The following is a 25134-nucleotide window of genomic DNA, read 5'->3' on the forward strand; positions in this document are numbered from 1 at the left end:
ATTGTTGACAAAAAGATGCATCTTATCTGAAAGAATGCTTGTCGAAATGCACTAAAAAGTTCTATCATTCTCACTCAACATCCACACTTACCAAGAGGTATAGAGAATGAAATTACCGGTAATGGCTCCTGAGCATCTGACTCAATTACGGGAATTTGAGAAAAAAGTCCTTGCCAATCATGTCAAAATCGAAGCATGGTTCCGTTCGCATTGGAACGAACACCGTCCGCCATTTTATGGTTCGGTTGACATCCGTAATGCCGGTTACAAAATTTCATCTATCGATATGAACCTGTTTCCGGGCGGCTTCAATAATTTGAATCCCAACTTTATCCCGCTGGCGGCGGTTGCCGCGCAAGATGCGGTACAGCGCGCATGTGAAACGGCAAAATCCGTATTGATTATTCCTGAAAACCACACGCGCAACACATTCTATCTGCAAAACGTTTACGCACTCAGCGAGATTTTGCGTTCGGCAGGATACGAGGTGCGCTTGGGCAGCCTGAATCCGGAAGTGACTGAGCCAACCGAGTTTGAAACTGCGTTGGGCGACAAAATTTTGCTTGAGCCTTTATTGCGTACCCGTGAGCGTGTACATCTCGCAGATGGCTTCTCGCCTTGCGTTGTTTTGTTGAACAATGACTTGTCTGCGGGCATCCCTGAAATCCTTAAAGACATCAGTCAAACCGTATTGCCTCCATTGCATGGCGGCTGGACGACTCGCCGTAAAACCGAACACTTCGGCGCGTATAACCAAGTTGCTGCCGACTTTGCCAAGTTGATTGACATCGATGAATGGCAAATTAACCCTTATTTTGAAAAAATCAGCGGTTTGGATTTCCAAGAGCGTGAAGGCGAGGATGCATTAGCAGGCGCGGTAGAGCGTGTATTGGCGAAAATTCAAGCCAAATACGACGAATTGGGTATTGCCGACCAGCCTTTCGTTATTGTGAAAGCCGATGCAGGTACTTACGGCATGGGCGTGATGAGCGTTAAATCTGCAAATGAAGTGCGCGGCTTGAACCGTAAAAACCGCAATAAAATGGCGAAAGTCAAAGAAGGTTTGGAAGTTAGCGAAGTTATTGTCCAAGAAGGTATTTATACTTACGAAACCATGAACGGCGCCGTGTGCGAACCCGTTGTGTATATGATGGACCGTTTCGTTATCGGCGGTTTCTTCCGTGTACACGAAGGCCGTGGCGCGGACGAAAACCTCAACGCCGGCGGTATGGTATTTGTGCCACTGTCCAACAGCATTCCCACCGGCAGTGGCGACAATTCCCAAGAAGCGCCCGAAGCCTGCAAGCGCGTATTTGAACAATGGGACTCGCTCGGCATGCCGCGCTCTGAAAAAGACTGCGACGTGGACAACGAACACAACCGCCTCTACGTTTACGGCGTAATGGCGCGCCTGTCCTTGCTTGCCGCTGCATTGGAGTTGGAGAAAACCGCACCTCAAGCCTAATAAAACGTGGATCAATATTGTCAGGCCGTCTGAAAATCAGTTTTCAGACGGCCTTTTCTGTCTGTACAATTCATTCTAACTAAAAAAACATGATTTATTTTTATGAGCAAACCAGCCAATCCAGTTGAGACAACCGACAATCTGCAAGACCAAACCATGCAGCGCAGCAATACCGACAATGCGCCGCGTTCTGCTATCCATCAAACCTTGTATTCCGCCGATACCTTTGCTCAGCATGATTATCTTGCCGGAAAAAACTTGCCCGATATTGCCCGCCCGCAAGAAGGTCAAATCAACTGGCTACATTTTGTCGGTATCAATGATGCTGCTTTGCTCAAACACGCGCTTGAGCCTTACGGCATTCATGAGCTGGTTATTGAGGATATTCTCAGCCGCAAACAGCGTCCGAAAATTGAAGATTACGGCAACTATGTGTTTACTGCCGCACAGGTTTACCACTATACCTCCACGGGCAAGCTCCATTCTGACCAAGTGTATGTGATTATCGGCAAAGATTTTGTGTTGTCTTTCCAACAAAAACCGTTGGGCTTGTTCAGCCATCTCCGCCGGCAGATGCACGAAAATCCGCACAATATTTTGAACAAAAATACGGCGTTTCTTGCTTATTGCCTGCTTGACCGTATTGTGGACGACTATTTCATTGTTTTGGAGTCGTACAACAACCGTGTCGAAGCAATAGACAAGTCACTGTTTAAAAATGAAAATAGCGATATTCTCAGTAAGATCCACCGCCTCAAGCGCGATGCCGTTCGTCTACGGCGCACGCTTTTGCCATTGCGCGACGTGTTCTACCAACTGGCCGTGCGCGGCGATTTTGCTATTTTCAAAGGCGAATCGACCGTCTATCTGCGCGACGTATACGACCACAATATGCAGCTTATCGAATCGCTTGATGCCTCGCGTGATATGGTGTTGAGCATGATGGACATTTATCTTTCCTTCCAATCTAACCGCATGAACCAGCAAATGCGCGTGTTGACGGTTATTACCATCATCTTTATGCCGCTGACCGTCATCACCGGCATTTACGGCATGAACTTCGACAATATGCCCGAGCTGCATTGGCATTACGGCTATTTCATGGTTTTGGGTGTGATGCTGTGCATCATCATCGGACTGCTGATTTTCTTTTCGCGTAGAAAATGGCTGTAAACGGGTAGGCAAGGGATTGAAATCCAACGTTTAAAAACGGTAGAATGATTTGGCACACGTGCAGTCTGAAGTTTTCAGACAATTTAAAAATAAATATCAAAAGGAGAAGAAACTATGAAACCGGAACGCCAACTACCTTCCCATGAACTGATCATGTCCGAGCTGATGATGCCTTATACGGCAAACTTCAGCGGCAATGTTCACGGTGGCGATCTTCTGCGCCTGCTTGATCAAGTGGCATATTCCTGCGCCTGCCGTTACAGCGGTACCTATTGCGTTACTCTGTCTGTTGATAAAGTATTGTTTAAAGAGCCCATTCATGTCGGCGAACTGGTAACCTTTTACGCCAGTATCAACTACACCGGCCGTACCTCTATGGAAGTCGGTATCCGTGTGGAGGCGCAAAACATCCACACTGGCGAAGTGCGTCATACCAACAGCTGCTACTTCACCATGGTTGCTGTTGAAGACGGTAAGCCGGTTCCTGTCCCACCTTTGGAAATCAATACACCGCGCCAACGCTGCCGTTATGAAAGGGCTAAAAAGCGTAAAGAGTTGAGTCTGCAGGCTGCGGACAAAGATTCTGGCTGTAACTAAATTAAATTTATTAAATAATGAAGGCCGTCTGAAACCCTGTTTCAGACGGCCTTCACGCAAAAGCCATAAACCGCTTGTTTTGTGGTAGAATCAACAAGATTTTTGCCATACGAAATTACAGATAATCATGACCGACGCAACCATCCGCAACGACCATAAATTTGCACTCGAAACCCTGCCTGTCAGCCTTGAAGACGAAATGCGCAAGAGCTACCTCGATTACGCCATGAGCGTGATTGTGGGCCGAGCCCTGCCGGATGTCCGCGACGGTCTCAAGCCGGTACACCGCCGCGTGTTGTACGCGATGCACGAGTTGAAAAACAACTGGAATTCCGCCTATAAAAAATCGGCGCGTATCGTCGGCGACGTTATCGGTAAATATCACCCTCACGGTGATACAGCCGTTTACGACACCATCGTCCGCATGGCACAAGACTTCTCCATGCGTTATGTGCTGATCGACGGTCAGGGCAACTTCGGTTCTGTCGACGGCTTGGCTGCAGCAGCCATGCGTTATACCGAAATCCGCATGGAAAAAATTTCCCATGAAATGCTGGCGGATATCGAGGAAGAAACCGTTAATTTCGGCCCCAACTATGACGGTAGCGAACATGAGCCGCTGGTATTGCCGACCCGTTTCCCTGCGCTGTTAGTCAATGGTTCGTCCGGTATTGCCGTCGGTATGGCAACCAATATCCCGCCGCACAATTTGGGCGATACCATCAATGCCTGCCTACGTTTGTTGGACGAGCCTGAAACTGAAATCGACGAGCTGATCAATATCATCCAAGCGCCCGATTTCCCAACAGGCGCAACTATTTACGGCTTGAGCGGCGTGCGCGAAGGCTATAAAACCGGCCGCGGCCGTGTAGTGATGCGCGGTAAAACCCATATCGAGCCTATCGGTAAAAACGGTGAACGCGAAGCCATCGTTATCGATGAAATCCCATATCAAGTAAACAAAGCCAAGCTGGTTGAGAAAATCGGCGAGTTGGTACGCGAAAAAACGCTGGAAGGCGTATCCGACCTGCGCGACGAGTCCGATAAATCCGGTATGCGTGTCGTGATCGAATTGAAACGCAATGAAAATGCCGAAGTCGTTTTGAACCAACTCTACAAACTGACCCAGCTGCAAGACAGTTTCGGTATTAATATGGTGGCCTTGGTTGATGGCCAGCCGCGCTTGCTGAACCTGAAACAAATCCTGTCCGAATTCCTGCGCCATCGTCGCGAAGTCGTTACCCGCCGTACCTTATTCCGCCTGAAAAAAGCGCGTCATGAAGGCCATATTGCCGAAGGTAAAGCAGTTGCTTTGTCCAATATCGACGAAATCATCCGTCTGATCAAAGAATCTGCCAATGCGCCGGAAGCCAAAGAAAAACTGCTGTCCCGCCCATGGCGCAGCAGCTTGGTTGAAGACATGCTCAGCCGTACCGATTTAGACCTGCACATGATGCGCCCTGAAGGCTTGCCAGAGAATTTGGGCCTGCACAGCCAAGGCTATTACCTGAGCGAATTGCAAGCCGATGCCATTTTGCGCATGAGCTTGCGTAACCTGACCGGTCTCGATCAGGAAGAAATTGTCGGCGAATATAAGAATCTAATGAGTAAAATCATTGATTTTGTGGATATTCTTTCCAAACCTGAGCGCGTTACCCAAATCATCCGCGAAGAATTGGCAGACATCAAAGCCAACTTCGGCGATGAACGCCGCAGCGAAATTAATCCGTTTGGCGGCGATATCGCCGATGAAGACCTGATTCCGCAACGCGAAATGGTCGTTACCCTGACTCATGGCGGCTACATCAAAACCCAACCGACTACCGATTATCAGGCGCAGCGTCGCGGCGGCCGCGGCAAACAGGCAACGGCAACCAAAGACGAAGACTTTATCGAAACCCTGTTTGTTGCCAATACGCATGATTATTTGATGTGCTTTACCAATTTGGGCAAGTGCCATTGGATTAAAGTGTACAAACTGCCGGAAGGCGGCCGTAACAGCCGTGGTCGTCCGATTAACAACGTCATCCAATTGGAAGAAGGCGAAAAAGTCAGCGCGATTTTGGCTGTCCGTGAGTTCCCGGAAGATCAATACGTTTTCTTCGCCACCGCACAAGGCATGGTGAAAAAAGTCCAACTGTCTGCGTTTAAAAACGTCCGCAGCCAAGGCATTAAAGCCATCGCGCTTAAAGAAGGCGATTACTTGGTCGGCGCAGCGCAAACCGGCGGTGCGGACGACATTATGTTGTTCTCCAACTTGGGCAAAGCCATCCGCTTTAACGAATATTGGGAAAAATCCGGTAACGATGAAGCAGAAGATGCAGATATCGAAACCGAAAACGAAGATTCAGACGGCCTGGATGATGAAAATGCCGAAAACGCATTGCCAAGCGGCAAACACGGTGTCCGTCCGTCCGGTCGCGGCAGCGGCGGTTTGCGCGGTATGCGCCTGCCGGCCGATGGCAAGATTGTCAGCTTGATTACCTTCGCCCCCGAGGCCGAGCAAAGCGACTTGCAAGTATTGACCGCTACGGCAAACGGCTATGGCAAACGTACCCCGATTGCCGATTACAGCCGTAAAAACAAAGGCGGCCAAGGCAATATCGCCATCAATACCGGCGAGCGCAACGGCGATTTGGTTGCCGCCACTTTGGTCAGCGAAACTGACGACCTGATGCTGATTACCAGCGGCGGTGTCCTGATTCGTACCAAAGTTGAGCAAATCCGCGAGACCGGCCGAGCTGCCGCAGGCGTGCGTCTGATTAATCTGGATGAAGGCGAAACCTTGGTCAGCTTGGAGCGTGTGGCCGAAGAGGCTGAAGATGAATCCCCTTTAGAAAGCGATGCAGCCGAAAACCAAGTGGTAGAAGCTGAAGATACTTCGTCTCAAGAATCTTAAACGTCAATGAAAAAGGCCGTCTGAAAAGTTTTCAGACGGCCTGCTTATTCCAAAAGAAAATCCCGTGAGCGCAACCGAACCGTTCGATTTACCTCTTTTTCTGAAAAATCTGCCCAATCTGCCGGGCGTGTACCGTTTTTTTGACGAAGACAACAATGTTTTGTATGTCGGCAAAGCGGTCAATCTCAAGCGGCGCGTTTCCAGCTATTTCCAAAAAAACGACCATTCGCCGCGCATCGCATTGATGGTAAAACAGGTTCACCATATCGAAACCACCATCACGCGTTCCGAAGCCGAAGCGCTGATCCTCGAAAACAACTTCATCAAAGCCTTGTCGCCGAAATACAATATCCTTTTCCGCGATGATAAAAGCTATCCTTATTTGATGCTCAGCGGCCATCAATATCCGCAAATGGCGTATTACCGCGGCACGCTGAAAAAGCCTAATCAATATTTCGGTCCGTATCCGAACAGCAACGCCGTGCGCGACAGCATTCAGGTGTTGCAAAAAGTCTTTATGCTGCGTACCTGCGAAGACAGCGTATTCGAGCATCGCGACCGTCCTTGTCTGCTTTACCAAATCAAACGCTGTACCGCGCCTTGTGTCGGCCACATCAGCGAAGAAGATTATCGCGACAGCGTGCGTGAAGCCGCGACTTTCCTCAATGGCAAAACTGATGAATTGACGCGCACCTTGCAACACAAAATGCAAACTGCCGCCGCGAATTTACAGTTTGAAGAAGCCGCCCGTTACCGCGATCAAATCCAAGCGCTCGGCATCATGCAGAGTAATCAGTTTATCGACAGCAAAAATCCGAACAATCCAAACGATATCGATTTGCTCGCACTGGCGGTTTCAGACGGCCTGGTCTGTGTACACTGGGTCAGCATACGCGGCGGGCGGCACGTCGGTGATAAAAGCTTTTTCCCCGACACCAAAAACGATCCCGAACCAAACGGACAAGATTACGCCGAAGCCTTTGTCGCCCAACATTATCTGGGCAAAAGCAAACCCGACATCATCATCAGCAACTTTCCCATTCCCGATGCGCTGAAAGAGGCTTTGGAAGGCGAACACGGCAAACAGATGCAATTTGTCACCAAAACCATAGGCGAACGCAAAGTCTGGTTGAAAATGGCGGAGCAAAATGCACAAATGGCGATTGCCCAACGCCGCCTGCAACAAAGCAGCCAGCAACACCGCATCGACGAACTGGCCAAAATCCTCGGCATGGATTCAGACGGCCTCAATCGCCTTGAATGCTTCGACATCAGCCACACGCAAGGCGAAGCCACGATTGCGTCTTGTGTTGTGTACGATGAACAAAACATCCAGCCTTCGCAATACCGCCGCTACAACATCACCACCGCCAAACCCGGCGACGACTACGCCGCCATGCGCGAAGTGTTGACGCGCCGTTACGGCAAAATGCAGGAAGCCGAAGCCAACGGCGAGGCCGTCAAATGGCCGGATGTCGTGTTGATTGACGGCGGCAAAGGGCAAATCGGCGTAGCCGTATCGGTATGGGAAGAACTCGGGCTACACATTCCTTTGGTCGGTATCGCCAAAGGCCTCGAGCGCAAAGCCGGCATGGAAGAACTCATTCTGCCTTTTACCGGAGAAGTTTTCCGCCTGCCGCCCAACAGCCCGGCTTTACATTTATTGCAAACCGTACGCGATGAATCGCACCGATTTGCCATTACAGGCCACCGCAAAAAACGCGACAAAGCGCGCGTTACTTCCTCACTCAGCGAAATCCCCGGTATCGGTAGCAAACGCCGCCAAGCATTGCTTACCCGATTCGGTGGCCTGCGCGGCGTGATTGCAGCCAGCCGCGAGGATTTAGAAAAAGTGGAAGGTATCAGCAAAGCCTTGGCGGAAACCATTTACGAGCATCTGCACTGATTGGCTTGAACAGCAAAAAGGAACAATATGAAATCTGTCATCATCAAAAATATCGAGATCGGCAAAGGTCTGCCTAAAATTGCCGTGCCGCTGGTGGCTGCCAATACGCAGGAATTGGAGCAGGCTTTGCGCGTATTGAAAGAGACGGCTTTTGACATTATTGAATTTCGTGCGGATTTTTTCCAAAAAGCGCTTAATGCCGATTTTATTGTCGAGCAATTAGGCATTGTCCGACAGGCTTTTCCTGACAAGCCTTTGCTGTTTACGTTTAGAAGGGCGCAAGAGGGTGGTAATATGCCTTGTTCTGACGACTATTATTTTGAATTATTGGAAAAAATCATCCGTTCCAAACAAGCCGATATTATCGACATCGAGCTTTTTGCCGAGGAAGGCGGCGTAAAACAAACCATTGCTTTGGCGCATGAGTATCAGACTGCCGCCTTACTTTGCAATCACGATTTCCAGGCCACGCCGTCTTTAGTAGACATTACAGGCCGTCTGAAAACAATGGCCGAGTGGGGCGCGGATATCTGCAAAATTGCCGTCATGCCGCAATCGCCGCAAGATGTATTGACTTTATTGCAGGCAACATATGATGTTTCACAAATTATCGACCGCCCGATTATTACTATGTCCATGGGTCAAACCGGAGCCGTCAGCCGCTTGGCCGGCTCGACTTTCGGCTCGGCCGTTACCTTTGGTGCTGCAGGAAAAACGTCGGCCCCCGGCCAAATTGATGCCAACGAATTAAGGAAAATCTTAGCGATTTTGGGATAGTTTAATTATTAATATTCAAGGCCGTCTGAAAAATATTTTTCAGACGGCCTGATTTTTTTAAATTTATTTCTTTTAATTTTAAATAAAATAGGTAACAATGGGTTTCCTATTTTAATAACCAGAGGAGAAATAAAATGACTACTACTAAAGAAAACCTGGCGAACCCAGGTCCAGTAGGCCTGTGTGGCTTTGCATTGACAACTTGGTTGCTCAGTCTGATTAACGGCGGCTTTTTTACTGCTCAAGAGGGTGTCGGCTTAGTTTTGGGCATGGCTCTCGCCTTTGGTGGTATCGCCCAAGTTATTGCCGGTATGTTTGAGTTCAAGAAAGGCAATACGTTTGGCTTTACCGCTTTTATCAGCTATGGCGCCTTCTGGTGGACATGGGCTTTGTTTACCATCTTTTTCAAAGGTGAAACAGCTCCGGCATTTATCGGCTGGTATCTTTGCGCATGGGGTATGTTTTCGCTGATGATGTTTGTGGCCACCTTGACCAAGCCTAAAGTATTGAGCGGTATTTTCTTTTTCTTGACACTGACTTTCTTTGCATTGGGTATTGGCGATGGCATGGAAAATCATAGCATCGTCCATATCGGCGGTTGCTTAGGCTTGGTAACTGCACTTGGTGCGTTCTACTTGGCAGCGGCAGAGGTCATCAACGAATCTTTTGGCCGTACTGTTTTGCCGGTTGGCGAGCGTAAATAAGGTTGCTTAAACAAAATGCCGTTTGAACGGTGGAAATGAAATCAAAGATTTCGACCGCAATGTTCAGACGGCATTTTTTATTTGTCTTCAAATAAATCGACATCAAATAAATCCGGCTCTTTAATTCGCTCCCGACAATCAAGCTTGATGTCTTCGGTAACCCGACAGCAGCACGGCAAAATTTCTCCGGGCGCGACAAAAGCGAGCAGAAAATTATCATAAGAGACTTTCCCATCCAAGATTTTGACCCGGCATGAACCGCAATAGCCGCTGCGACATTGGTATTCAACCTCGTGTCCGGTGCGCTCCAAGCCCTCCAATAAGGTTTCGCCTTGTTGGAGTTGGAAGGTTTTGTCGTGTGTGCTGATGAGTGCCATATGATTTGTTTGGATTGGAAAGGCCGTCTGAAACGGTGTAAAGACGAAATCAAAGATTTCTGCCACACCGTTCAGACGGCCTTGATCATAAAACCGAATGTTCGATTACAGCTCGAAATCGCCTAAATCGTCGGCATTGACTTCCGAATCAATCTGACCAATCAGGTAAGAGGAAATTTCTACTTCCTGTGGCGCAACCTGTACATTGTCAGAAGACAACCATGCGTTGATCCAAGGAATCGGATTTTGAGTCGCACCTTCAAATCCGGCAGGAAGGCCAACCGCCTGCATACGCAGATTGGTAATGTATTCAACGTATTGAGCCAGAATTTCTTTATTCAGGCCAATCATTGAGCCGTCTTTAAACAGATAGGCAGCCCATTCTTTTTCCTGCTCGGCTGCTTTTTTGAAGAGGTTGAAGCACTCGTCCTGCAATTCATCGGCAATTTCAGCCATTTCAGAATCATCGGCACCGGCACGCATCAGGTTGAGCATATGCTGGGTGCTGGTCAAATGCAGGGCTTCGTCACGGGCAATCAGCTTGATGATTTTAGCGTTGCCTTCCATCAATTCGCGCTCGGCAAAGGCGAACGAGCAGGCAAATGAAACGTAGAAGCGGATGGCTTCCAATACGTTGACGCACATCAGGCAGAGATAGAGTTTTTTCTTCAACTCGCGCAAAGATACGGTAACAAGCTTGCCGCCGACATTGTGCGTGCCTTCGCCCAGCAGATTGTAATACTGGGTGTATTCAATCAAATCATCGTAATAGCAGGCAATGTCTTCAGCACGGGCGATGATGTATTTGTTTTGCACAATATCATCGAACACGACCGAAGGATCATTCACGATATTACGGATGATATGAGTGTAGCTGCGCGAGTGAATGGTTTCGCTGAAGCTCCACGTTTCAATCCAAGTTTCCAGCTCGGGAATCGACACCAAAGGCAAGAACGCAACATTTGGGCTGCGGCCTTGGATCGAATCGAGCAGAGTTTGGTATTTCAGATTGCTGATGAAAATATGTTTTTCGTGTTCGGGCAAGTTCGCATAGTCGATACGGTCGCGCGACACGTCGATTTCTTCCGGACGCCAGAAAAACGACAGCTGCTTTTCAATCAGTTTTTCAAATACTTCGTATTTCTGCTGGTCATAACGGGCAACATTCACCGGCTGACCAAAAAACATCGGCTCTTTCAGCGCGTCGTTTTTGGTTTTGGAAAAGGTGCTGTATGACATGGTTAAGTGTTCGCAGGACATGGTATTTCTCTTCCTAAGAATAGAATTTACATCTTAAAAAAACATTTTATTATATAAATTAACAACATATATCCACAAATACTTTCCCCATTGAAGTTAATTCACATATACCTTTTTTTAACTTTAATTCCTTTTCTACTAAGTAATTTTCGATATCTGAAATAGAAACATTATTATCCGAAGCAATTTTATCTTTAGGATATTTTTCTAATAATTTTTGAACTTCCAATCTCCTATTCGTAACTAGATTATTTCTACTTAAATCCATAAACAAGTCAGTGGTGTAAAAATCTTCATATACTTTGTCATTTGTAAAATATTTATCTAAATCAATTTGTACCAAACCTAATTGAACTAAATTATCTATGGATACAGCTATTTTTTCTATGTTCTTTTCTCCAAGTACAAGGCAAACAATTGAACTAAGATCATAGTATCCATCCCCATTGTTATCTTCAATATAATATTTTCCAATCGCTACACTTTTTGACTCTTTCATTAATTGAAGTAATTTCGCATCATCGGACGACAAAGACTTAACTTTTTCAACAAAGCTATTATGGATTTTTCCATTATTCCTAGCATCGAAAGAGGCTGATACCAACTTCGCAAATATTTCTCTAAGCTCCTCTTCTTCAAGGTAATATTGAGATGCTTCGATGACAGGCCCCAAAATACTATATTTCGGTTCTTGAATTTCTTCTTGAGGAATTTTTTCTAAATTTTCATTAAGTCTATTACTAAAATCATCTAACTCTTTTTTCCTTTTCAGTTGCTGTTTTTCCAACCATAAATCACAAGAACCAAATACTTGCTTCCATACTAAATTTAATGTATGAGCCGGTGCTTCAGCTCCCTTTGTCAATAACGTTGTGACACCTGCTGTTAAAACAGTTACAACTGTTGTATCCATAATACTCATATCCAATTTTCTTAGAAATCTTCAACAATCTTTAACATGCTCAAATCTTACAAGCCCCGCCCGAACAGCCGTCATCTTGAATATCGGTCTGCGTATCGTCTGCGCCATCACGGGTGTTGTGGTAGTACAGGGTTTTGACGCCGTATTTATAGGCGGTCAGCAGGTCTTTGAGCATTTGTTTCATGGAAACTTTGCTGCCTTCAAATTTGTTCGGGTCGTAGGCGGTATTGGCGGAAATCGATTGATCGACAAATTTTTGCATTACACCGACGAGTTTCAGGTAGCCTTCGTTACCCGGAAGCTGCCACAGGGTTTCGTAGGCATCTTTCAGGGTTTCAAATTCCGGTACGACTTGTTTCAAAATACCGTCTTTTGATGCTTTAACGCTGACCAGGCCACGTGGAGGCTCGATGCCGTTGGTGGCGTTGGCAATTTGCGAGCTGGTTTCAGACGGCATGAGTGCGGTCAGGGTAGAGTTGCGCAGGCCGTATTTGACGATGCCAGCGCGCAGGCTTTCCCAGTCGTAATGCAAAGGCTCGTTGCACACGGCGTCCAAGTCTTTTTTGTAGGTGTCGATAGGCAGTTTGCCTTGCGAATAAACGGTTTGGTTGAAGAGCGGGCATGCGCCGTATTCTTTGGCAAGGTTTACCGATGCTTTGAGCAGGTAATACTGCATGGCTTCAAAGGTACGGTGGGTCAGGCCGAGCGCGGAATCGTCGCTGTAACGTACGCCGTTTTTCGCCAGATAGTAGGCGTAGTTGATGACGCCGATACCAAGCGTGCGGCGGTTCATGGTTGCGGTGCGTGCTGCTGCAACCGGATAGTCTTGATAATCCAGCAGTGCATCAAGTGCGCGTACGGTCAAATCGGCAAGCTCTTCCAGTTCGTCCAAGTTGTTCAATGCGCCCAAGTTGAAGGCAGACAAGGTACACAAGGCAATTTCGCCGTTCGGATCGTTGATGTTATCCAAAGGCTTGGTCGGCAGGGCGATTTCCATACACAAGTTGGACTGATGAACAGGCGCAACGTGTGGATCAAACGGGCTGTGCGTGTTGCAGTGGTCAACGTTTTGGATGTAGATACGACCGGTACCGGCGCGCTCCTGCATCAGGGTAGAGAACAATTCTGTTGCCGGCAAAGTACGTTTGCGGATGTTTGGATCTTGCTCGTATTGAGTGTAGAGGCGCTCGAATTCGTCTTGATCGGCGAAGAAGGCATCATACAAACCCGGAACTTCATTCGGCGAGAACAGGGTAATATTGCCGCCTTTGATCAAGCGGGTGTACAGCAGACGGTTGATTTGCACGCCGTAGTCCAGTTGGCGGATACGGTTGTCTTCTACGCCGCGGTTGTTTTTCAATACCAACAGGCTTTCGGCTTCGATGTGCCACAATGGGTAGAACAAGGTTGCCGCGCCACCGCGTACGCCGCCTTGCGAGCAGGATTTAACCGCCGCTTGAAACATTTTGAAGAATGGGATACAGCCAGTGTGTTGTGCTTCGCCGCCACGGATTTCACTACCCAAGCCACGGATACGGCCGGCGTTGATGCCGATGCCTGCGCGTTGGGAAACGTATTTCACAATCGCGCTGGTGGTGGCGTTGATGGAGTCGAGGCTGTCGTCACATTCAATCAATACGCAGCTTGAGAATTGACGGGTAGGCGTACGCACGCCGCTCATGATAGGTGTAGGCAGCGATACTTTGAATGTGGAAACGGCATCGTAAAAGCGTTTGACGTAATCCAAACGGGTCTCTTTCGGATATTTGCTGAAGAGACACATGGCGACCAAAATATATAAGAACTGCGGCGTTTCATAAATTTGGCGGGTAACGCGGTTTTGAACCAGATATTTGCCTTCCAGCTGTTTTACGGCTGCATAAGAGAAGGTCATATCGCGGCTGTGGTCGATATAGGCATTCAGCTCGTCGAATTCTTCGCGACTGTAATCTGCGATGATGTGGCGGTCGTATTTACCTGCTTCGGTCAGTTTTTTAACGTGATCGTAGAGGTGGGGCGGTTCGAATTCGCCATAAGCGATTTTACGCAGATGGAAAATGGCGAGGCGGGCGGCCAGATATTGATAATCAGGCGTATCTTGTGAGATCAGGTCGGCCGCGGCCTTGATGATGGTTTCATGGATGTCGTCGGTACGGATACCGTTGTAAAACTGAATATGTGATTTGAGCTCGACTTGCGATACGGAGACGTTTTGTAAGCCTTCCGCCGCCCAAGTAACAACACGGTGGATTTTGTCTAAATTGATATCTTCCAAGCGTCCGTCGCGTTTGGTTACTTTAATATTCGTTGCTGCATTCATTGTTCAGTCTTCCCATTAAAAAACACAAGATACGGTATGTGATTGCTTTGAACGGCACAATATAATGTATTTTTCTTTGTTTAACTAGACTTGACAATGCGCTTTTTTCGGGGTGTGGATTAGGGGATGGGAGGCTTAAACTAGATTTTATGTGGCTTTGTGGCGATTTGGCATTATTTTGCGTTTGCATCACATTTTGCCAGACATTGGCTAGAGGCTTATGAAATAAAGAAATTTATATTCAGGTTTCGTCTAAATGGAAGGAGTGTTAAATTTTGCAAAGCAAGTAGTATGATGTAGTAATTAACCACATTTTTGTCATGTAAAAAATGGGCGTTTTGCCGGTGCCCTGGCGAAACATATAATGGAAAAACTATTTAGGAGGCGAATCATGTTAATGTTGAAAAATTTAGGTTCCGCACTGACGGCGGTTGCCGTATTGAGCTTGGGTACTTATTCTGCCGAAGTTGCGGCCAAACCGCATGGCCATCATGTGAGCAAACACCAGCAGGCAAAGAAAAACAAATTGCATCCTGCTTGTAAGAGATACCTTGAGCGCCGTGCCGCTTGGTATCGCTACAAAGGCAATAAGGCCGAGTTGAGGGAAAACCGTAAAGCGGCAAAAGCGTTCCGCGGTTTGTCTTATGCCGAGCAAAAAATTCAATGCCAAGCTGCTTATCAGGCATTTGATGATTTTGATCACGGCAAATTCCGCCGCCGTTAATCGTCTGATTTAAACAAAGGCCGTCTGAATGTTTCAGACGGCCTTTGATATTTATTTCTCAACAATGATTTTGTTTTCGGCTTGAGGCTCGTATTGGGTGGATTCATCACCGTAATACAACACGCCCAGCTTGATGGGGATGCGGCCTTGCGATTTGCGGTGGGCATTGGAGTCACGCAGGGAGTAGGCGCAACCGCAATATTCTTGTTGGTAGAAATGCTCGCGCTTGCTGATTTCAATCATGCGTGCGCTGCCGCCGCCTTTGCGCCAGTTGAAATCCCAATAAACCAAGTCATCGTACGGCTCGGCAGCGCGATGGCCGCAGCCGTTAATTTGTTTCATGTCTTTCCAGCGTGAAATGCCCAGTGAGCTGGTGAAGACATGAAAGCCGTTTTCATGGGCGTATTGCGCCGCTTTTTCAAAACGCATGTCGAAACACATGGTGCAGCGGATACCGCGTTCGGGTTCGAATTCCATGCCTTTGGCTTTGGCGAACCATTCTTTACGGTCGTTTTCGTAGTCATCGTCTTTATCGACAAAAGGGATGCCAAATTTGTCCGCAAAGCGCATATTTTCTTCTTTGCGCAACATATATTCTTTGTGTGGATGGATATTGGGGTTGTAAAAATAAATGGTGTATTCGATGCCGCTGGCAAGCATGGCTTCCATCACTTCGCCGGAACATGGGGCGCAGCAGGAATGCAGCAGGACTTTTTTATGGCCGCCGGGCGGAACGAGAATAGGGCGGTCAATATCGGTAACGATAGGCGTGGTTTTTTCGGTCATGGTTGTATTCTGTTTTTGATATTTTTTCAGACGGCCTTTATCTCTGAGGCCGTCTGAAGGGGTTGAAATCTATTTGTCTATTTTAACAGAGCAATACTTTATGGAACAGTTTGTTACTGCTTTTTCTTTTCGTTCAATGGCTTGAACTCTTGTTCATCCAGAGGCGGGGCTGCGAAGATGGTGTCTGGATTGGGGTGCGCTCCGAATTCTGTCAGCAGGTTGCGGTAGTCCAACGATTGCTTCATCAGTTCGGCAGCGGCGGTACGCAGGTTGTCCACATCTTCCGGCGGCAGATAAAAACTGGTCGGAATATTCAATACTTTTTCCCTCAACTCGGAAGGAGGGAGGTCTTTGAGGTTAAGGCTGACGAAGGAGAAGCCGATGCCGTCGGTTTGTTTGTCTTTATTCCACTGATCGACGAAGGCACGGAAACGGCGCAGGGATTCTTGCGAGTTTTGGTCAATGGGGATATTGACGATGGAGGAGACGACGTCGCGGAAACCGGGAACGGCCGCGGTTTTGTCCAAATTGCTGCTGACTTGGTTTTGGGCATTGACGTTGATGACGACGATATGGCGGATGTTGTTTTGCAGGATTTTGTTTGTCAGGATTTTTTCCGGGTACATTTCCGTCATATCCAAAAGGCTACGCATACCCAGATTGTCGGTCAGGCCGCCGTCTATCAGGTGGATGTAGGGTCGGTTTTTCCCGTCTGCGTATTTTTGGAAGCGCTCGTAAAATTCTTTTATGGTGCGGCTTTGTTGTCTGCCTGTTTCGCTGTCGTCTGCATCTTCGATTTTGATCGGCGGCGTGTAGCTGCAGCGTCCGCCGTTGTTGTTTAGGGTAATCGGTGCAAATACCATAGGCACGGAGCTTGAAGCTGCGACGGCGCGGGCAAGTCGCAAGTCGCCCAAGTCGATACACATCGGGTCGAAATATTCCTGCGTGAAATTGAAACGCTCGCCTATGCCCATATCGGTGGCGGAAATGATGGCAAACGGGCCCTTGGCATTTTTTTCCAAATCGCGGAAAGTGGTTTTGCCGAAAAGGTAGTTTTCAAACTGCTCCTGCAACAGATCACCGCGTCCGTATTCAGGCGAGGCCAGTCGGGGCAGATTGGACATGGAGAATGCCTGTTTGACGACTTGGCGTTGGAAGTTTTGGTGTAGGAAACGTTTATAAAACAAGGGAATGGTTTCTTCACCCTTGAGTGCAAAATAAGCCGCCAAAACCGAGCCGCCGGATACGCCAACAACGACATCGACGTTGGCCAGCAAGGATTTTCTTTTGCCGCCGATGGTTACCTGCTGCTTGTTGAGCTGTTCCAAAACGCCGTAACCTAAGGTACCGCCGCCGGAGAACATCAATACAATAAGCGTATCGTCTTCGTTGTTGCGCTGAAGTTGGCTGGTTTCAAAGCGGTAGCCGCGCTGCAGGTCGACCGTATCAATGCCGGCAACAGGCTGATATTTCACCAGCGAGCAGGCGGATAATAGGGCTGCGGAGAGCAGGGAAAGGGCAGATTTAAAAGGGAATTTCGGCATAAACACAGGAAAGTCAGTTGTTCATTCAAAACGGATTATAAAGGTTTTCAGACGGCCTTTATAGAAGGCGGATTTTCAGACGGCCTTTTTGCGTCGATTTTCCGTTATAATCGACACAATCTTTATCTTTCCAAACCCTTATGGCGCAACCAAACCGCATCAACCACGAACCTATCTTTCTGCTTGCCTCCGCCCCGTGGCGCGAGAGCAGCTTGTGGGTGGAAGCTTTCAGCCGCCGTTATGGGCGGGTGGCTTTGTTGGCCAGAAGTGCGCGCAAACGGCAGAGCGAATTGCGCGGCGTGTTGGTGCCGTTTGTGCCGGTGAGCGCGTCTTGGTATGGTTCGCAAGAGTTGAAGACCCTGCATCGCGCCGAATGGATAGGCGGTTGGCCGCAGCCGCAGGGCAGGGCTTTGTTCAGTGGATTGTATGTGAACGAGTTGATGCTGAAATTGACCGTCCGCGAAGACCCGTTGCCCGAGCTTTATGATGTTTTGGCAAAGACCATGAAAACCATCTGTTGCGAGGCCAACCATATTGCCACTTTGCGCCGTTTTGAATGGTCGCTGCTGACACGCTTGGGCTTTGCCCCCGATTTGTTCCATGACGGCAACGGAAATGAAATCAACGGTGAAGAAACTTATTGGCTCACACCGGAAGAGGCTGTGGTTCCCCTGGCCGAGGCCGACCGTTTCCATGCGCTCAATAAGGGCGTTGCCGTATTGGGCGCGACGTTAATTGATTTGAGGGAAGGCAGTTTCGTTCATCAGGAAAGTCTGGGGCAGGCTTTGAAAGTGACGCGGCTTTTGATTGACAACCTTCTGCCCGAGGGCATCAAGTCTCGGCAGGTTTTGCAGCAGTTGCAGCAGTTTGGCTTGGGCAGTTGAATTTTTTTCAGACGGCCTGTGATATGAGTAGGCTCAGGCCGTCTGAAACTTTAATGAAAGGACATTATTATGTTGTTAGGCGTAAACATCGACCATATTGCCACCGTCCGCAATGCGCGCGGTACGATTTATCCCAGCCCTGTCGAAGCGGCGCTGATTGCGGAAACCCACGGCGCAGATTTGATTACCATGCACTTGCGTGAAGACCGCCGCCATATTAAAGATGCGGACGTGTTTGCCGTTAAAAACGCCATCCGCACGCGTCTGAATTTGGAAATGGCGCTGACGGAAGAAATGCTGGAAAATGCGCTCAACGTCATGCCGGAAGATGTGTGCATCGTTCCTGAAAAACGTCAAGAAGTGACCACTGAAGGCGGTTTGGATGTATTGGCGCAACAGGATAAAGTGGCCGAGTTCACCAAAATCCTGACCGACGCAGGCATCCGCGTGTCCTTGTTTATCGATGCCGACAACGCGCAAATCCAAGCCGCTTATGATGTCGGCGCGCCCGTTATCGAATTGCACACCGGCGCATATGCCGATGCGCACAGCCATGCCGAGCAGATGAAACAATTCGAGCGCATTCAAAACGGTGCGCATTACGCCAGCGATTTGGGTTTGGTCGTCAATGCCGGACACGGCCTGACCATTCACAACGTTACGCCGATTGCTCAAATTCTCGCCATCCGCGAGTTGAACATCGGTCATTCGCTGATTTCCCAAGCACTCTTCCTCGGCTTGCCAGAAGCTGTCCGCCAAATGAAGGAAGTCATGTTCAGAGCCAGAATGCTGCCTTAACGGCATCAGCCATACAGGCTAAAGCGGTTTGCTTTGGCCTGTATTCACACTTTCAGACGGCCTGACTATTTAAACAAGGAGCAGACCCATGATTTATGGAATCGGTACAGACATTGTTTCCCTCAAACGCATTATCCGCCTGAACAAAAAATTCGGACTGGCATTTGCGCAACGCATTCTCAGCCCGGAAGAGCTGTTGGAATTTCCGCAAGCAGGCAAACCGGTTAACTATCTTGCTAAACGCTTTGCCGCCAAAGAGGCTTTTGCCAAAGCCGTCGGTACAGGCATACGCGGCGTGGTGTCTTTCCGCAACATTGGTGTCGGACATGACGCATTGGGCAAACCTGAGTTATTTTTTGCACCGGCTTTAACCAAATGGCTAGAAGAGCAGGGTATCAGCGGTTGTCATCTGAGCATGAGCGATGAAGAAGATACCGTCATGGCTTTTGTCATTGCGGAAAAATAAGGCCGGATTTAAGTATTCTGAAAGATAAAATCCTTTTCAGACGGCCTGAAGGGTTAGATATTTGTTGAAAGTCGGGCGTATGGGCCCGACATCGTTTTTTTACGCATAAATCGGCAGGTGTCGCCGCCTGCCTCATATAAGAATAATCTCATGATGACTGAAGACACACGTCCATTGGTGCAAGTGGTTGCCGGGATTTTGCTCGACAAAAACGGCCGCTACCTGCTCAGTTCCCGCCCCGAGGGCAAACCGTATGCCGGCTATTGGGAATTTGCCGGCGGCAAGGTGGAAGCCGGTGAAAGTGATTTTCAAGCCTTGCAACGCGAGTTTGAAGAAGAACTCGGCATCCGTATCCTCGCCGCTACGCCGTGGCTGACGAAAGTCCATTCCTACGAACACGCACATGTACGTCTGCATTTTTTATGGGTGGAAGCCGACCAATGGACGGGCGAAATCCAATCGAGGGAAGGGCAGAAATGGGCATGGCAGAAGGCAGGGGATTTTACCGTTGCGCCGATGTTGCCTGCCAATAGCGCATTATTACGTTCCCTATCCATTCCGCGCCAGCTTCAAGGCCGTCTGAAAAGCGGATTTATCGGTCAAAACAGCATGGGCGAATATCATGTTGTGCCGTATCTGTCGGCTCAGCATCAAACCGCATCTGCTGCATTGTTGGATTTTGCCGATTGGCAACAAGGCAAACCGATAGAAGCACCCAGCGTGTGGCCAATCATTGAAAACGCCGCACAATGGCAGCAGGTGCAAAATGCCGATGCTGTCGTTTGGAAAGTAGCGAATGAAGCGGCAGCCAAGCAAGTTGTCGATATTTTGGCGCAAGGCGTGCCTATGCCGCTGATTGCAGCTGCTCCGGAAAGTATGGTTTCCATTTATCGCGAACAGTGGCAGAGCATGGGTGTGCATGCTGTTTTGACCGATAATGACATTGAGGCCGTCTGAAATGAGTAAAAATCAAAAACTACTGATTGCCGCTGTCTTACTGATTGTGTTTGCGGCGGCCAAACTGCTGCTCTTGGATTGGTGGCAGCAACAGCAATCAAAAACGAAAGTAGTCGAATGTAATTTGACACAAGGCTGCGTCCTGCCTGACGGTTCAAAAGTGCGTGCAACATCCATCAATACGCACGAGCCATTTGATATTGTGGTGGAGAATGTCCCGAAGAATACGGGCGCGGTCAGTATCAGTTTCAGTATGAAAAACATGGACATGGGCTTCAACCGCTACAACCTGACGCAACAATCGCCGCAAAGTTGGCAGGCTGCGCAAATCCGCTTGCCATTTTGCGTCGAAGGCCGCCATGATTACACTACCGACATTACCATTGGCAAACAGACTTTTCAGACGGCATTTAGTGCAGAGTAGTCATCATGCAAAGGCCGTCTGAAAGTTTAAAGGCAAAAATTTTAATTTTTTCAGAAGGTATATTTAAAAGTTCTTTATAAATGAATCAATTATAAATTATTTTTAGACAGATTGTTTACAATTATTCTGACTATCAGCCAAAAGTACAAAACGGACAGAAGCTAGGCCACACAAGGATTTGATGTGGTGCAACCTGTCCGTTTTTTACATTTGTTGCAAAAAAATCGTTTATTAATAACTGAATTTTTTATAATTTTTTTGAAAAAAGTGTTTGACAAGACCGGTTTTATTTTTTAAATTTGTTTCCATAAATAAAAACTACATCGCACTACAAAGGAACATCATCATGAATCTGTATCAAACCACTCTCTCTTGTTATAGATTTTCTCCCATCTCTGCCGCTCCCGTCGCCGCCAGCTTATTGGCAGTCCCGACGGTCTGAAGGCTCTCAACCCGAATCCAGTTTCCGTATTCCTACAAACGCTTCGGGTTTTAAAATATCTGTATCCCCAACAGCATTCATATACTGATTAATAAAAATTAAAAAACGTATACCTTCGCTTCAGCCTTATTGTATTTATTGTTTTTGATAACTATTTGTATTTATTGATTTTAAATTTTCAGATGGTTGATGATTGAAATTTTACAGGCCGTCTGAAAACAGTTTTTAGAACGATTGTTTCTTTTTAAACGGTTCGTTTCAAGTTGTGAAAAAACTGAGCCGTCCGATTAATACTGAAAAAAAGTCTATAAAGGAGAAATATGATGAGTCAACACTCTGCCGGAGCACGTTTCCGCCAAGCCGTGAAAGAATCAAACCCTCTTGCCGTAGTCGGTTGTGTCAATGCTTACTTTGCACGATTGGCCACCCAAAGCGGTTTCAAAGCAATCTATCTGTCTGGCGGCGGTGTGGCAGCCTGCTCTTGCGGTATCCCTGATTTGGGTATTACCACAATGGAAGATGTGCTGATCGACGCACGACGCATTACGGACAACGTAGATACGCCTTTGCTGGTGGATATTGATGTGGGTTGGGGCGGTGCATTCAATATTGCCCGTACCATTCGCAATTTTGAACGCGCTGGTGTTGCAGCGGTTCACATCGAAGATCAGGTAGCGCAGAAACGCTGCGGCCACCGTCCGAACAAAGCCATCGTTTCTAAAGATGAAATGGTTGACCGTATCAAAGCTGCCGTAGACGCCCGTGTTGATGAAAACTTTGTGATTATGGCGCGTACCGATGCGCTGGCGGTAGAAGGTTTGGATGCCGCTATCGAACGCGCTCAGGCTTGTGTCGAAGCCGGTGCAGACATGATTTTCCCTGAAGCCATGACCGATTTGAAAATGTACCGCCAATTTGCAGATGCAGTGAAAGTACCTGTATTGGCCAACATTACCGAGTTTGGTTCCACTCCGCTTTATACCCAAAGCGAGCTGGCTGAAAACGGCGTGTCACTGGTGCTGTATCCACTGTCATCATTCCGCGCAGCAAGCAAAGCCGCTCTGAATGTTTATGAAGCGATTATGCGCGATGGCACTCAGGCCGCAGTGGTTGACAGTATGCAAACCCGTGCCGAGCTGTACGAGCATCTGAACTATCATGCCTTCGAGCAAAAACTGGATAAATTGTTTCAAAAATAAGTAACCGCTTTCAGACGGCCTTTCAACAAATCCGCATCGGCCGTCTGAAAAATAAAACCCATAAAAATACAAAGGAGAAATACCATGACTGAAACTACTCAAACCCCGACCTTCAAACCTAAAAAATCCGTTGCGCTTTCTGGCGTTGCGGCCGGTAATACCGAATTGTGTACCGTTGGCCGTACCGGCAACGATTTGAGCTATCGCGGTTACGACATCTTGGATTTGGCACAAAAATGCGAGTTTGAAGAAGTCGCCCACCTGCTGATTCACGGTCATCTGCCCAACAAATTCGAGCTGGCCGCTTATAAAGCCAAGCTCAAATCCATGCGCGGCCTGCCTATCCGTGTGATCAAAGTTTTGGAAAGCCTGCCTGCACATACCCATCCGATGGACGTGATGCGTACCGGCGTATCCATGCTGGGCTGCGTTCATCCTGAACGTGAAAGCCATCCGGAAAGTGAAGCGCGCGATATCGCCGACAAACTGATCGCCAGCCTCGGCAGCATCCTCTTGTACTGGTATCAATATTCGCACAACGGCAAACGCATTGAAGTTGAAAGCGACGAAGAGACCATCGGCGGTCATTTCCTGCACCTGTTGCACGGCAAACGCCCAAGCGAATCACACATCAAAGCCATGCACGTTTCACTGATTCTGTATGCTGAACACGAGTTCAACGCTTCTACCTTTACCGCCCGCGTGATTGCCGGTACAGGCTCTGATATGTACTCCAGCATTACCGGTGCAATCGGCGCGTTGAAAGGTCCGAAACACGGCGGCGCAAACGAAGTGGCTTACGATATTCAAAAACGCTACCGCAATGCCGACGAAGCCGAAGCAGACATCCGCGAACGCATCGGCCGCAAAGAAATCGTGATCGGTTTCGGTCATCCGGTGTACACCATTTCCGACCCTCGCAACGTTGTCATTAAAGAAGTGGCACGCGGTTTGAGCAAAGAAACCGGCGATATGCGCCTCTTTGACATTGCCGAACGTTTGGAGAGCGTGATGTGGGAAGAGAAAAAAATGTTCCCGAATCTGGACTGGTTCTCCGCCGTTTCCTACCAAAAATTGGGCGTACCGACCGCTATGTTCACACCGCTGTTCGTAATTTCCCGTACAACCGGTTGGAGCGCACACGTTCTCGAGCAACGCAAAGACGGCAAAATCATCCGTCCAAGCGCAAACTACACAGGCCCTGAAGATTTGGCATTCGTGGAGATTGAAAACCGCTAATACGCGTAACAGCAGGGTGGGTCGCCAGCCCGCCCTATCTCGAAATGCCGTTTGAAAACAATGAATAAATGATGTTTTCGTTTTTCGACGGCCTAGTGCAGTATGCGAGAGAGAGCCGGCCGTTTGGAAAACATGCTGCTCTGCTGTCGTCATTCCCATACAGGCAGAAATTCAAAAGTTGAAATGTTCTGCTGTAAAAAGTGCCGAAAAATTTGAGTTTGGATTTCCGTCTATACGGGAATGATGGTAGCGGAGCAGCAATTTTTTTTCATACCGCGAATAGATTTTAGACAACAAGCAATAAAACAGAATTTATAGTTTCAGACGGCCTTGCCTTATTGGAAAGGTTGTCTGAAATAAGTTTAAAAATTTAACCTAATTGAAGAAGATGTTCCTGTATTGGCGCAAGTAACAGGATAAGAAACATGGAAGATTTATACATAATACTCGCTTTGGGTTTGGTTGCGATGATTGCCGGATTTATCGATGCGATTGCGGGTGGGGGTGGTTTGATTACGCTGCCTGCACTCTTGTTGGCAGGTATTCCTCCCGTGTCGGCAATTGCCACCAACAAGCTGCAAGCAGCCGCTGCTACGTTTTCGGCTACGGTTTCTTTTGCACGCAAAGGTTTGATTGATTGGAAGAAAGGTCTCCCGATTGCGGCAGCATCGTTTGTAGGCGGCGTGGTCGGTGCATTATCGGTCAGCTTGGTTTCCAAAGATATTCTGCTGGCGGTCGTACCGGTTTTGTTGATATTTGTCGCGCTGTATTTTGTGTTTTCGCCCAAGCTCGACGGCAGTAAGGAAGGCAAAGCCAGAATGTCTTTTTTTCTATTCGGGCTGACGGTTGCACCGCTTTTGGGTTTTTACGACGGTGTGTTCGGACCAGGTGTCGGCTCGTTTTTTCTGATTGCCTTTATTGTTTTGCTCGGCTGTAAGCTGTTGAACGCGATGTCTTACACCAAATTGGCGAACGTTGCCTGCAATCTTGGTTCGCTATCGGTATTCCTGCTACACGGTTCGATTATTTTCCCGATTGCGGCAACGATGGCGGTCGGTGCGTTTGTCGGTGCGAATTTAGGTGCGAGATTTGCCGTCCGTTTTGGCTCGAAGCTGATTAAGCCGCTGCTGATTGTCATCAGCATTTCGATGGCTGTGAAATTGTTGATAGACGAGAGAAATCCGCTGTATCAGATGATTGTTTCGATGTTTTAAACCCTTTCAGACGACCCCTTCAACAAACGTCGTCTGAAATCCCAAACCACAAGAAAA

Annotated in this window: 22 protein-coding genes; 16 read left to right on the forward strand and 6 right to left on the reverse strand. The window is 48.0% G+C overall.

Features of this window, described 5'->3' with window-relative positions:
- The first annotated feature begins 106 nt into the window (after positions 1-106).
- The 7 genes from gshA to HMPREF2606_RS08570 all read left to right on the forward strand — a co-directional run bounded on the left by gshA (position 107) and on the right by HMPREF2606_RS08570 (position 9521).
- Positions 107-1465 (forward strand): glutamate--cysteine ligase, encoded by a 1359-nt coding sequence (gene gshA, locus HMPREF2606_RS08540; RefSeq protein ID WP_070843526.1) that lies wholly within the window; start codon positions 107-109, stop codon positions 1463-1465.
- 102 nt (positions 1466-1567) lie between these two features.
- On the forward strand, positions 1568-2638 hold the full coding sequence (gene corA / locus HMPREF2606_RS08545) for a magnesium/cobalt transporter CorA (RefSeq protein WP_070843527.1): 1071 nt from the start codon (positions 1568-1570) through the stop codon (positions 2636-2638).
- A 114-nt stretch (positions 2639-2752) separates the two neighbouring features.
- Entirely contained in the window at positions 2753-3235 is a 483-nt protein-coding gene (locus tag HMPREF2606_RS08550) for an acyl-CoA thioesterase (protein WP_049351048.1), read from the forward strand.
- Positions 3236-3362: 127 nt separating this feature from the next.
- Positions 3363-6134: a DNA gyrase subunit A gene (gene gyrA / locus HMPREF2606_RS08555; RefSeq protein WP_070843528.1), complete on the forward strand. Its 2772-nt coding sequence runs from the start codon at positions 3363-3365 to the stop codon at positions 6132-6134.
- Positions 6135-6198: 64 nt separating this feature from the next.
- A complete protein-coding gene (gene uvrC, locus HMPREF2606_RS08560) occupies positions 6199-8040 on the forward strand; it encodes an excinuclease ABC subunit UvrC (RefSeq protein ID WP_070843529.1) in 1842 nt (613 codons plus the stop codon).
- A gap of 27 nt (positions 8041-8067) precedes the next feature.
- The gene (gene aroD, locus HMPREF2606_RS08565) at positions 8068-8817 is read left to right on the forward strand and encodes a type I 3-dehydroquinate dehydratase (RefSeq protein WP_070711945.1); all 750 of its coding nucleotides are present in this window, start codon (positions 8068-8070) and stop codon (positions 8815-8817) included.
- Between the two features lie 134 nt (positions 8818-8951).
- Positions 8952-9521: an acetate uptake transporter gene (locus tag HMPREF2606_RS08570; RefSeq protein ID WP_070711946.1), complete on the forward strand. Its 570-nt coding sequence runs from the start codon at positions 8952-8954 to the stop codon at positions 9519-9521.
- A 77-nt stretch (positions 9522-9598) separates the two neighbouring features.
- On the opposite strand, the gene yfaE is transcribed toward HMPREF2606_RS08570, so the two are convergent.
- The 4 genes from yfaE to nrdA form a co-directional block, all read right to left on the reverse strand.
- On the reverse strand, positions 9599-9898 hold the full coding sequence (gene yfaE / locus HMPREF2606_RS08575) for a class I ribonucleotide reductase maintenance protein YfaE (RefSeq protein WP_070711947.1): 300 nt from the start codon (positions 9896-9898) through the stop codon (positions 9599-9601).
- Positions 9899-10003: 105 nt separating this feature from the next.
- The gene (gene nrdB / locus HMPREF2606_RS08580) at positions 10004-11137 is read right to left on the reverse strand and encodes a class Ia ribonucleoside-diphosphate reductase subunit beta (RefSeq protein WP_141756537.1); all 1134 of its coding nucleotides are present in this window, start codon (positions 11135-11137) and stop codon (positions 10004-10006) included.
- A gap of 79 nt (positions 11138-11216) precedes the next feature.
- Entirely contained in the window at positions 11217-12080 is an 864-nt protein-coding gene (locus HMPREF2606_RS08585; RefSeq protein WP_070711949.1) for a DUF4393 domain-containing protein, read from the reverse strand.
- 40 nt (positions 12081-12120) lie between these two features.
- A complete protein-coding gene (nrdA, locus tag HMPREF2606_RS08590; protein ID WP_070843530.1) occupies positions 12121-14400 on the reverse strand; it encodes a class 1a ribonucleoside-diphosphate reductase subunit alpha in 2280 nt (759 codons plus the stop codon).
- A 391-nt stretch (positions 14401-14791) separates the two neighbouring features.
- On the opposite strand from nrdA, the gene HMPREF2606_RS08595 reads away from it, so the two are divergent.
- Positions 14792-15124 carry a hypothetical protein gene (locus tag HMPREF2606_RS08595; RefSeq protein ID WP_039862332.1) on the forward strand — a complete coding sequence of 111 codons (333 nt, stop codon included), beginning with the start codon at positions 14792-14794 and terminating at the stop codon, positions 15122-15124.
- Between the two features lie 51 nt (positions 15125-15175).
- On the opposite strand, the gene HMPREF2606_RS08600 is transcribed toward HMPREF2606_RS08595, so the two are convergent.
- Together HMPREF2606_RS08600 and HMPREF2606_RS08605 are read right to left on the reverse strand one after the other, a co-directional pair.
- On the reverse strand, positions 15176-15910 hold the full coding sequence (locus HMPREF2606_RS08600) for an epoxyqueuosine reductase QueH (RefSeq protein ID WP_004520363.1): 735 nt from the start codon (positions 15908-15910) through the stop codon (positions 15176-15178).
- 113 nt (positions 15911-16023) lie between these two features.
- The gene (locus HMPREF2606_RS08605; protein WP_070843531.1) at positions 16024-17454 is read right to left on the reverse strand and encodes a patatin-like phospholipase family protein; all 1431 of its coding nucleotides are present in this window, start codon (positions 17452-17454) and stop codon (positions 16024-16026) included.
- Positions 17455-17594: 140 nt separating this feature from the next.
- Between HMPREF2606_RS08605 and recO the strand changes: the two genes are divergently transcribed.
- The 8 genes from recO (at position 17595) to HMPREF2606_RS08645 (ending at position 25077) form a co-directional block, all read left to right on the forward strand.
- Positions 17595-18338, forward strand: coding sequence for a DNA repair protein RecO (gene recO / locus HMPREF2606_RS08610; protein WP_049335205.1), 744 nt, complete (start codon positions 17595-17597; stop codon positions 18336-18338).
- 69 nt (positions 18339-18407) lie between these two features.
- Positions 18408-19136 carry a pyridoxine 5'-phosphate synthase gene (gene pdxJ, locus HMPREF2606_RS08615; RefSeq protein ID WP_070711954.1) on the forward strand — a complete coding sequence of 243 codons (729 nt, stop codon included), beginning with the start codon at positions 18408-18410 and terminating at the stop codon, positions 19134-19136.
- Between the two features lie 88 nt (positions 19137-19224).
- Entirely contained in the window at positions 19225-19602 is a 378-nt protein-coding gene (gene acpS / locus HMPREF2606_RS08620) for a holo-ACP synthase (RefSeq protein ID WP_070711955.1), read from the forward strand.
- Between the two features lie 153 nt (positions 19603-19755).
- Entirely contained in the window at positions 19756-20559 is an 804-nt protein-coding gene (locus HMPREF2606_RS08625) for an NUDIX domain-containing protein (protein WP_283122359.1), read from the forward strand.
- Between the two features lies 1 nt (position 20560).
- Entirely contained in the window at positions 20561-20983 is a 423-nt protein-coding gene (locus HMPREF2606_RS08630; protein WP_070711957.1) for a hypothetical protein, read from the forward strand.
- A gap of 765 nt (positions 20984-21748) precedes the next feature.
- A complete protein-coding gene (gene prpB / locus HMPREF2606_RS08635) occupies positions 21749-22624 on the forward strand; it encodes a methylisocitrate lyase (RefSeq protein ID WP_039862334.1) in 876 nt (291 codons plus the stop codon).
- An 84-nt stretch (positions 22625-22708) separates the two neighbouring features.
- Positions 22709-23863 (forward strand): bifunctional 2-methylcitrate synthase/citrate synthase, encoded by a 1155-nt coding sequence (gene prpC, locus HMPREF2606_RS08640; protein WP_070711958.1) that lies wholly within the window; start codon positions 22709-22711, stop codon positions 23861-23863.
- 425 nt (positions 23864-24288) lie between these two features.
- Positions 24289-25077: a TSUP family transporter gene (locus HMPREF2606_RS08645; protein ID WP_070711959.1), complete on the forward strand. Its 789-nt coding sequence runs from the start codon at positions 24289-24291 to the stop codon at positions 25075-25077.
- Positions 25078-25134: the final 57 nt, after the last annotated feature.

Origin of the sequence: Neisseria sp. HMSC070H10 (assembly GCF_001837635.1) — a bacterium.
GTDB classification, from domain to species: Bacteria; Pseudomonadota; Gammaproteobacteria; order Burkholderiales; family Neisseriaceae; genus Neisseria; species Neisseria subflava_A.

Bases quoted from the DNA above. Each gene is read 5' to 3' on its own strand.
- HMPREF2606_RS08570 (WP_070711946.1), top strand. From the start codon at position 8,952: ATGACTACTACTAAAGAAAACCTGGCGAACCCAGGTCCAGTAGGCCTG.
- gyrA (WP_070843528.1), top strand. From the start codon at position 3,363: ATGACCGACGCAACCATCCGCAACGACCATAAATTTGCACTCGAAACC.
- gshA (WP_070843526.1), top strand. From the start codon at position 107: ATGAAATTACCGGTAATGGCTCCTGAGCATCTGACTCAATTACGGGAA.
- HMPREF2606_RS08550 (WP_049351048.1), top strand. From the start codon at position 2,753: ATGAAACCGGAACGCCAACTACCTTCCCATGAACTGATCATGTCCGAG.
- nrdB (WP_141756537.1), bottom strand. From the start codon at position 11,137: ATGTCATACAGCACCTTTTCCAAAACCAAAAACGACGCGCTGAAAGAG.
- yfaE (WP_070711947.1), bottom strand. From the start codon at position 9,898: ATGGCACTCATCAGCACACACGACAAAACCTTCCAACTCCAACAAGGC.
- prpB (WP_039862334.1), top strand. From the start codon at position 21,749: ATGAGTCAACACTCTGCCGGAGCACGTTTCCGCCAAGCCGTGAAAGAA.
- HMPREF2606_RS08605 (WP_070843531.1), bottom strand. From the start codon at position 17,454: ATGCCGAAATTCCCTTTTAAATCTGCCCTTTCCCTGCTCTCCGCAGCC.
- recO (WP_049335205.1), top strand. From the start codon at position 17,595: ATGGCGCAACCAAACCGCATCAACCACGAACCTATCTTTCTGCTTGCC.
- pdxJ (WP_070711954.1), top strand. From the start codon at position 18,408: ATGTTGTTAGGCGTAAACATCGACCATATTGCCACCGTCCGCAATGCG.
- HMPREF2606_RS08625 (WP_283122359.1), top strand. From the start codon at position 19,756: ATGACTGAAGACACACGTCCATTGGTGCAAGTGGTTGCCGGGATTTTG.
- aroD (WP_070711945.1), top strand. From the start codon at position 8,068: ATGAAATCTGTCATCATCAAAAATATCGAGATCGGCAAAGGTCTGCCT.
- HMPREF2606_RS08585 (WP_070711949.1), bottom strand. From the start codon at position 12,080: ATGAGTATTATGGATACAACAGTTGTAACTGTTTTAACAGCAGGTGTC.
- acpS (WP_070711955.1), top strand. From the start codon at position 19,225: ATGATTTATGGAATCGGTACAGACATTGTTTCCCTCAAACGCATTATC.
- HMPREF2606_RS08600 (WP_004520363.1), bottom strand. From the start codon at position 15,910: ATGACCGAAAAAACCACGCCTATCGTTACCGATATTGACCGCCCTATT.
- nrdA (WP_070843530.1), bottom strand. From the start codon at position 14,400: ATGAATGCAGCAACGAATATTAAAGTAACCAAACGCGACGGACGCTTG.
- HMPREF2606_RS08645 (WP_070711959.1), top strand. From the start codon at position 24,289: ATGGAAGATTTATACATAATACTCGCTTTGGGTTTGGTTGCGATGATT.
- prpC (WP_070711958.1), top strand. From the start codon at position 22,709: ATGACTGAAACTACTCAAACCCCGACCTTCAAACCTAAAAAATCCGTT.
- corA (WP_070843527.1), top strand. From the start codon at position 1,568: ATGAGCAAACCAGCCAATCCAGTTGAGACAACCGACAATCTGCAAGAC.
- HMPREF2606_RS08595 (WP_039862332.1), top strand. From the start codon at position 14,792: ATGTTAATGTTGAAAAATTTAGGTTCCGCACTGACGGCGGTTGCCGTA.
- HMPREF2606_RS08630 (WP_070711957.1), top strand. From the start codon at position 20,561: ATGAGTAAAAATCAAAAACTACTGATTGCCGCTGTCTTACTGATTGTG.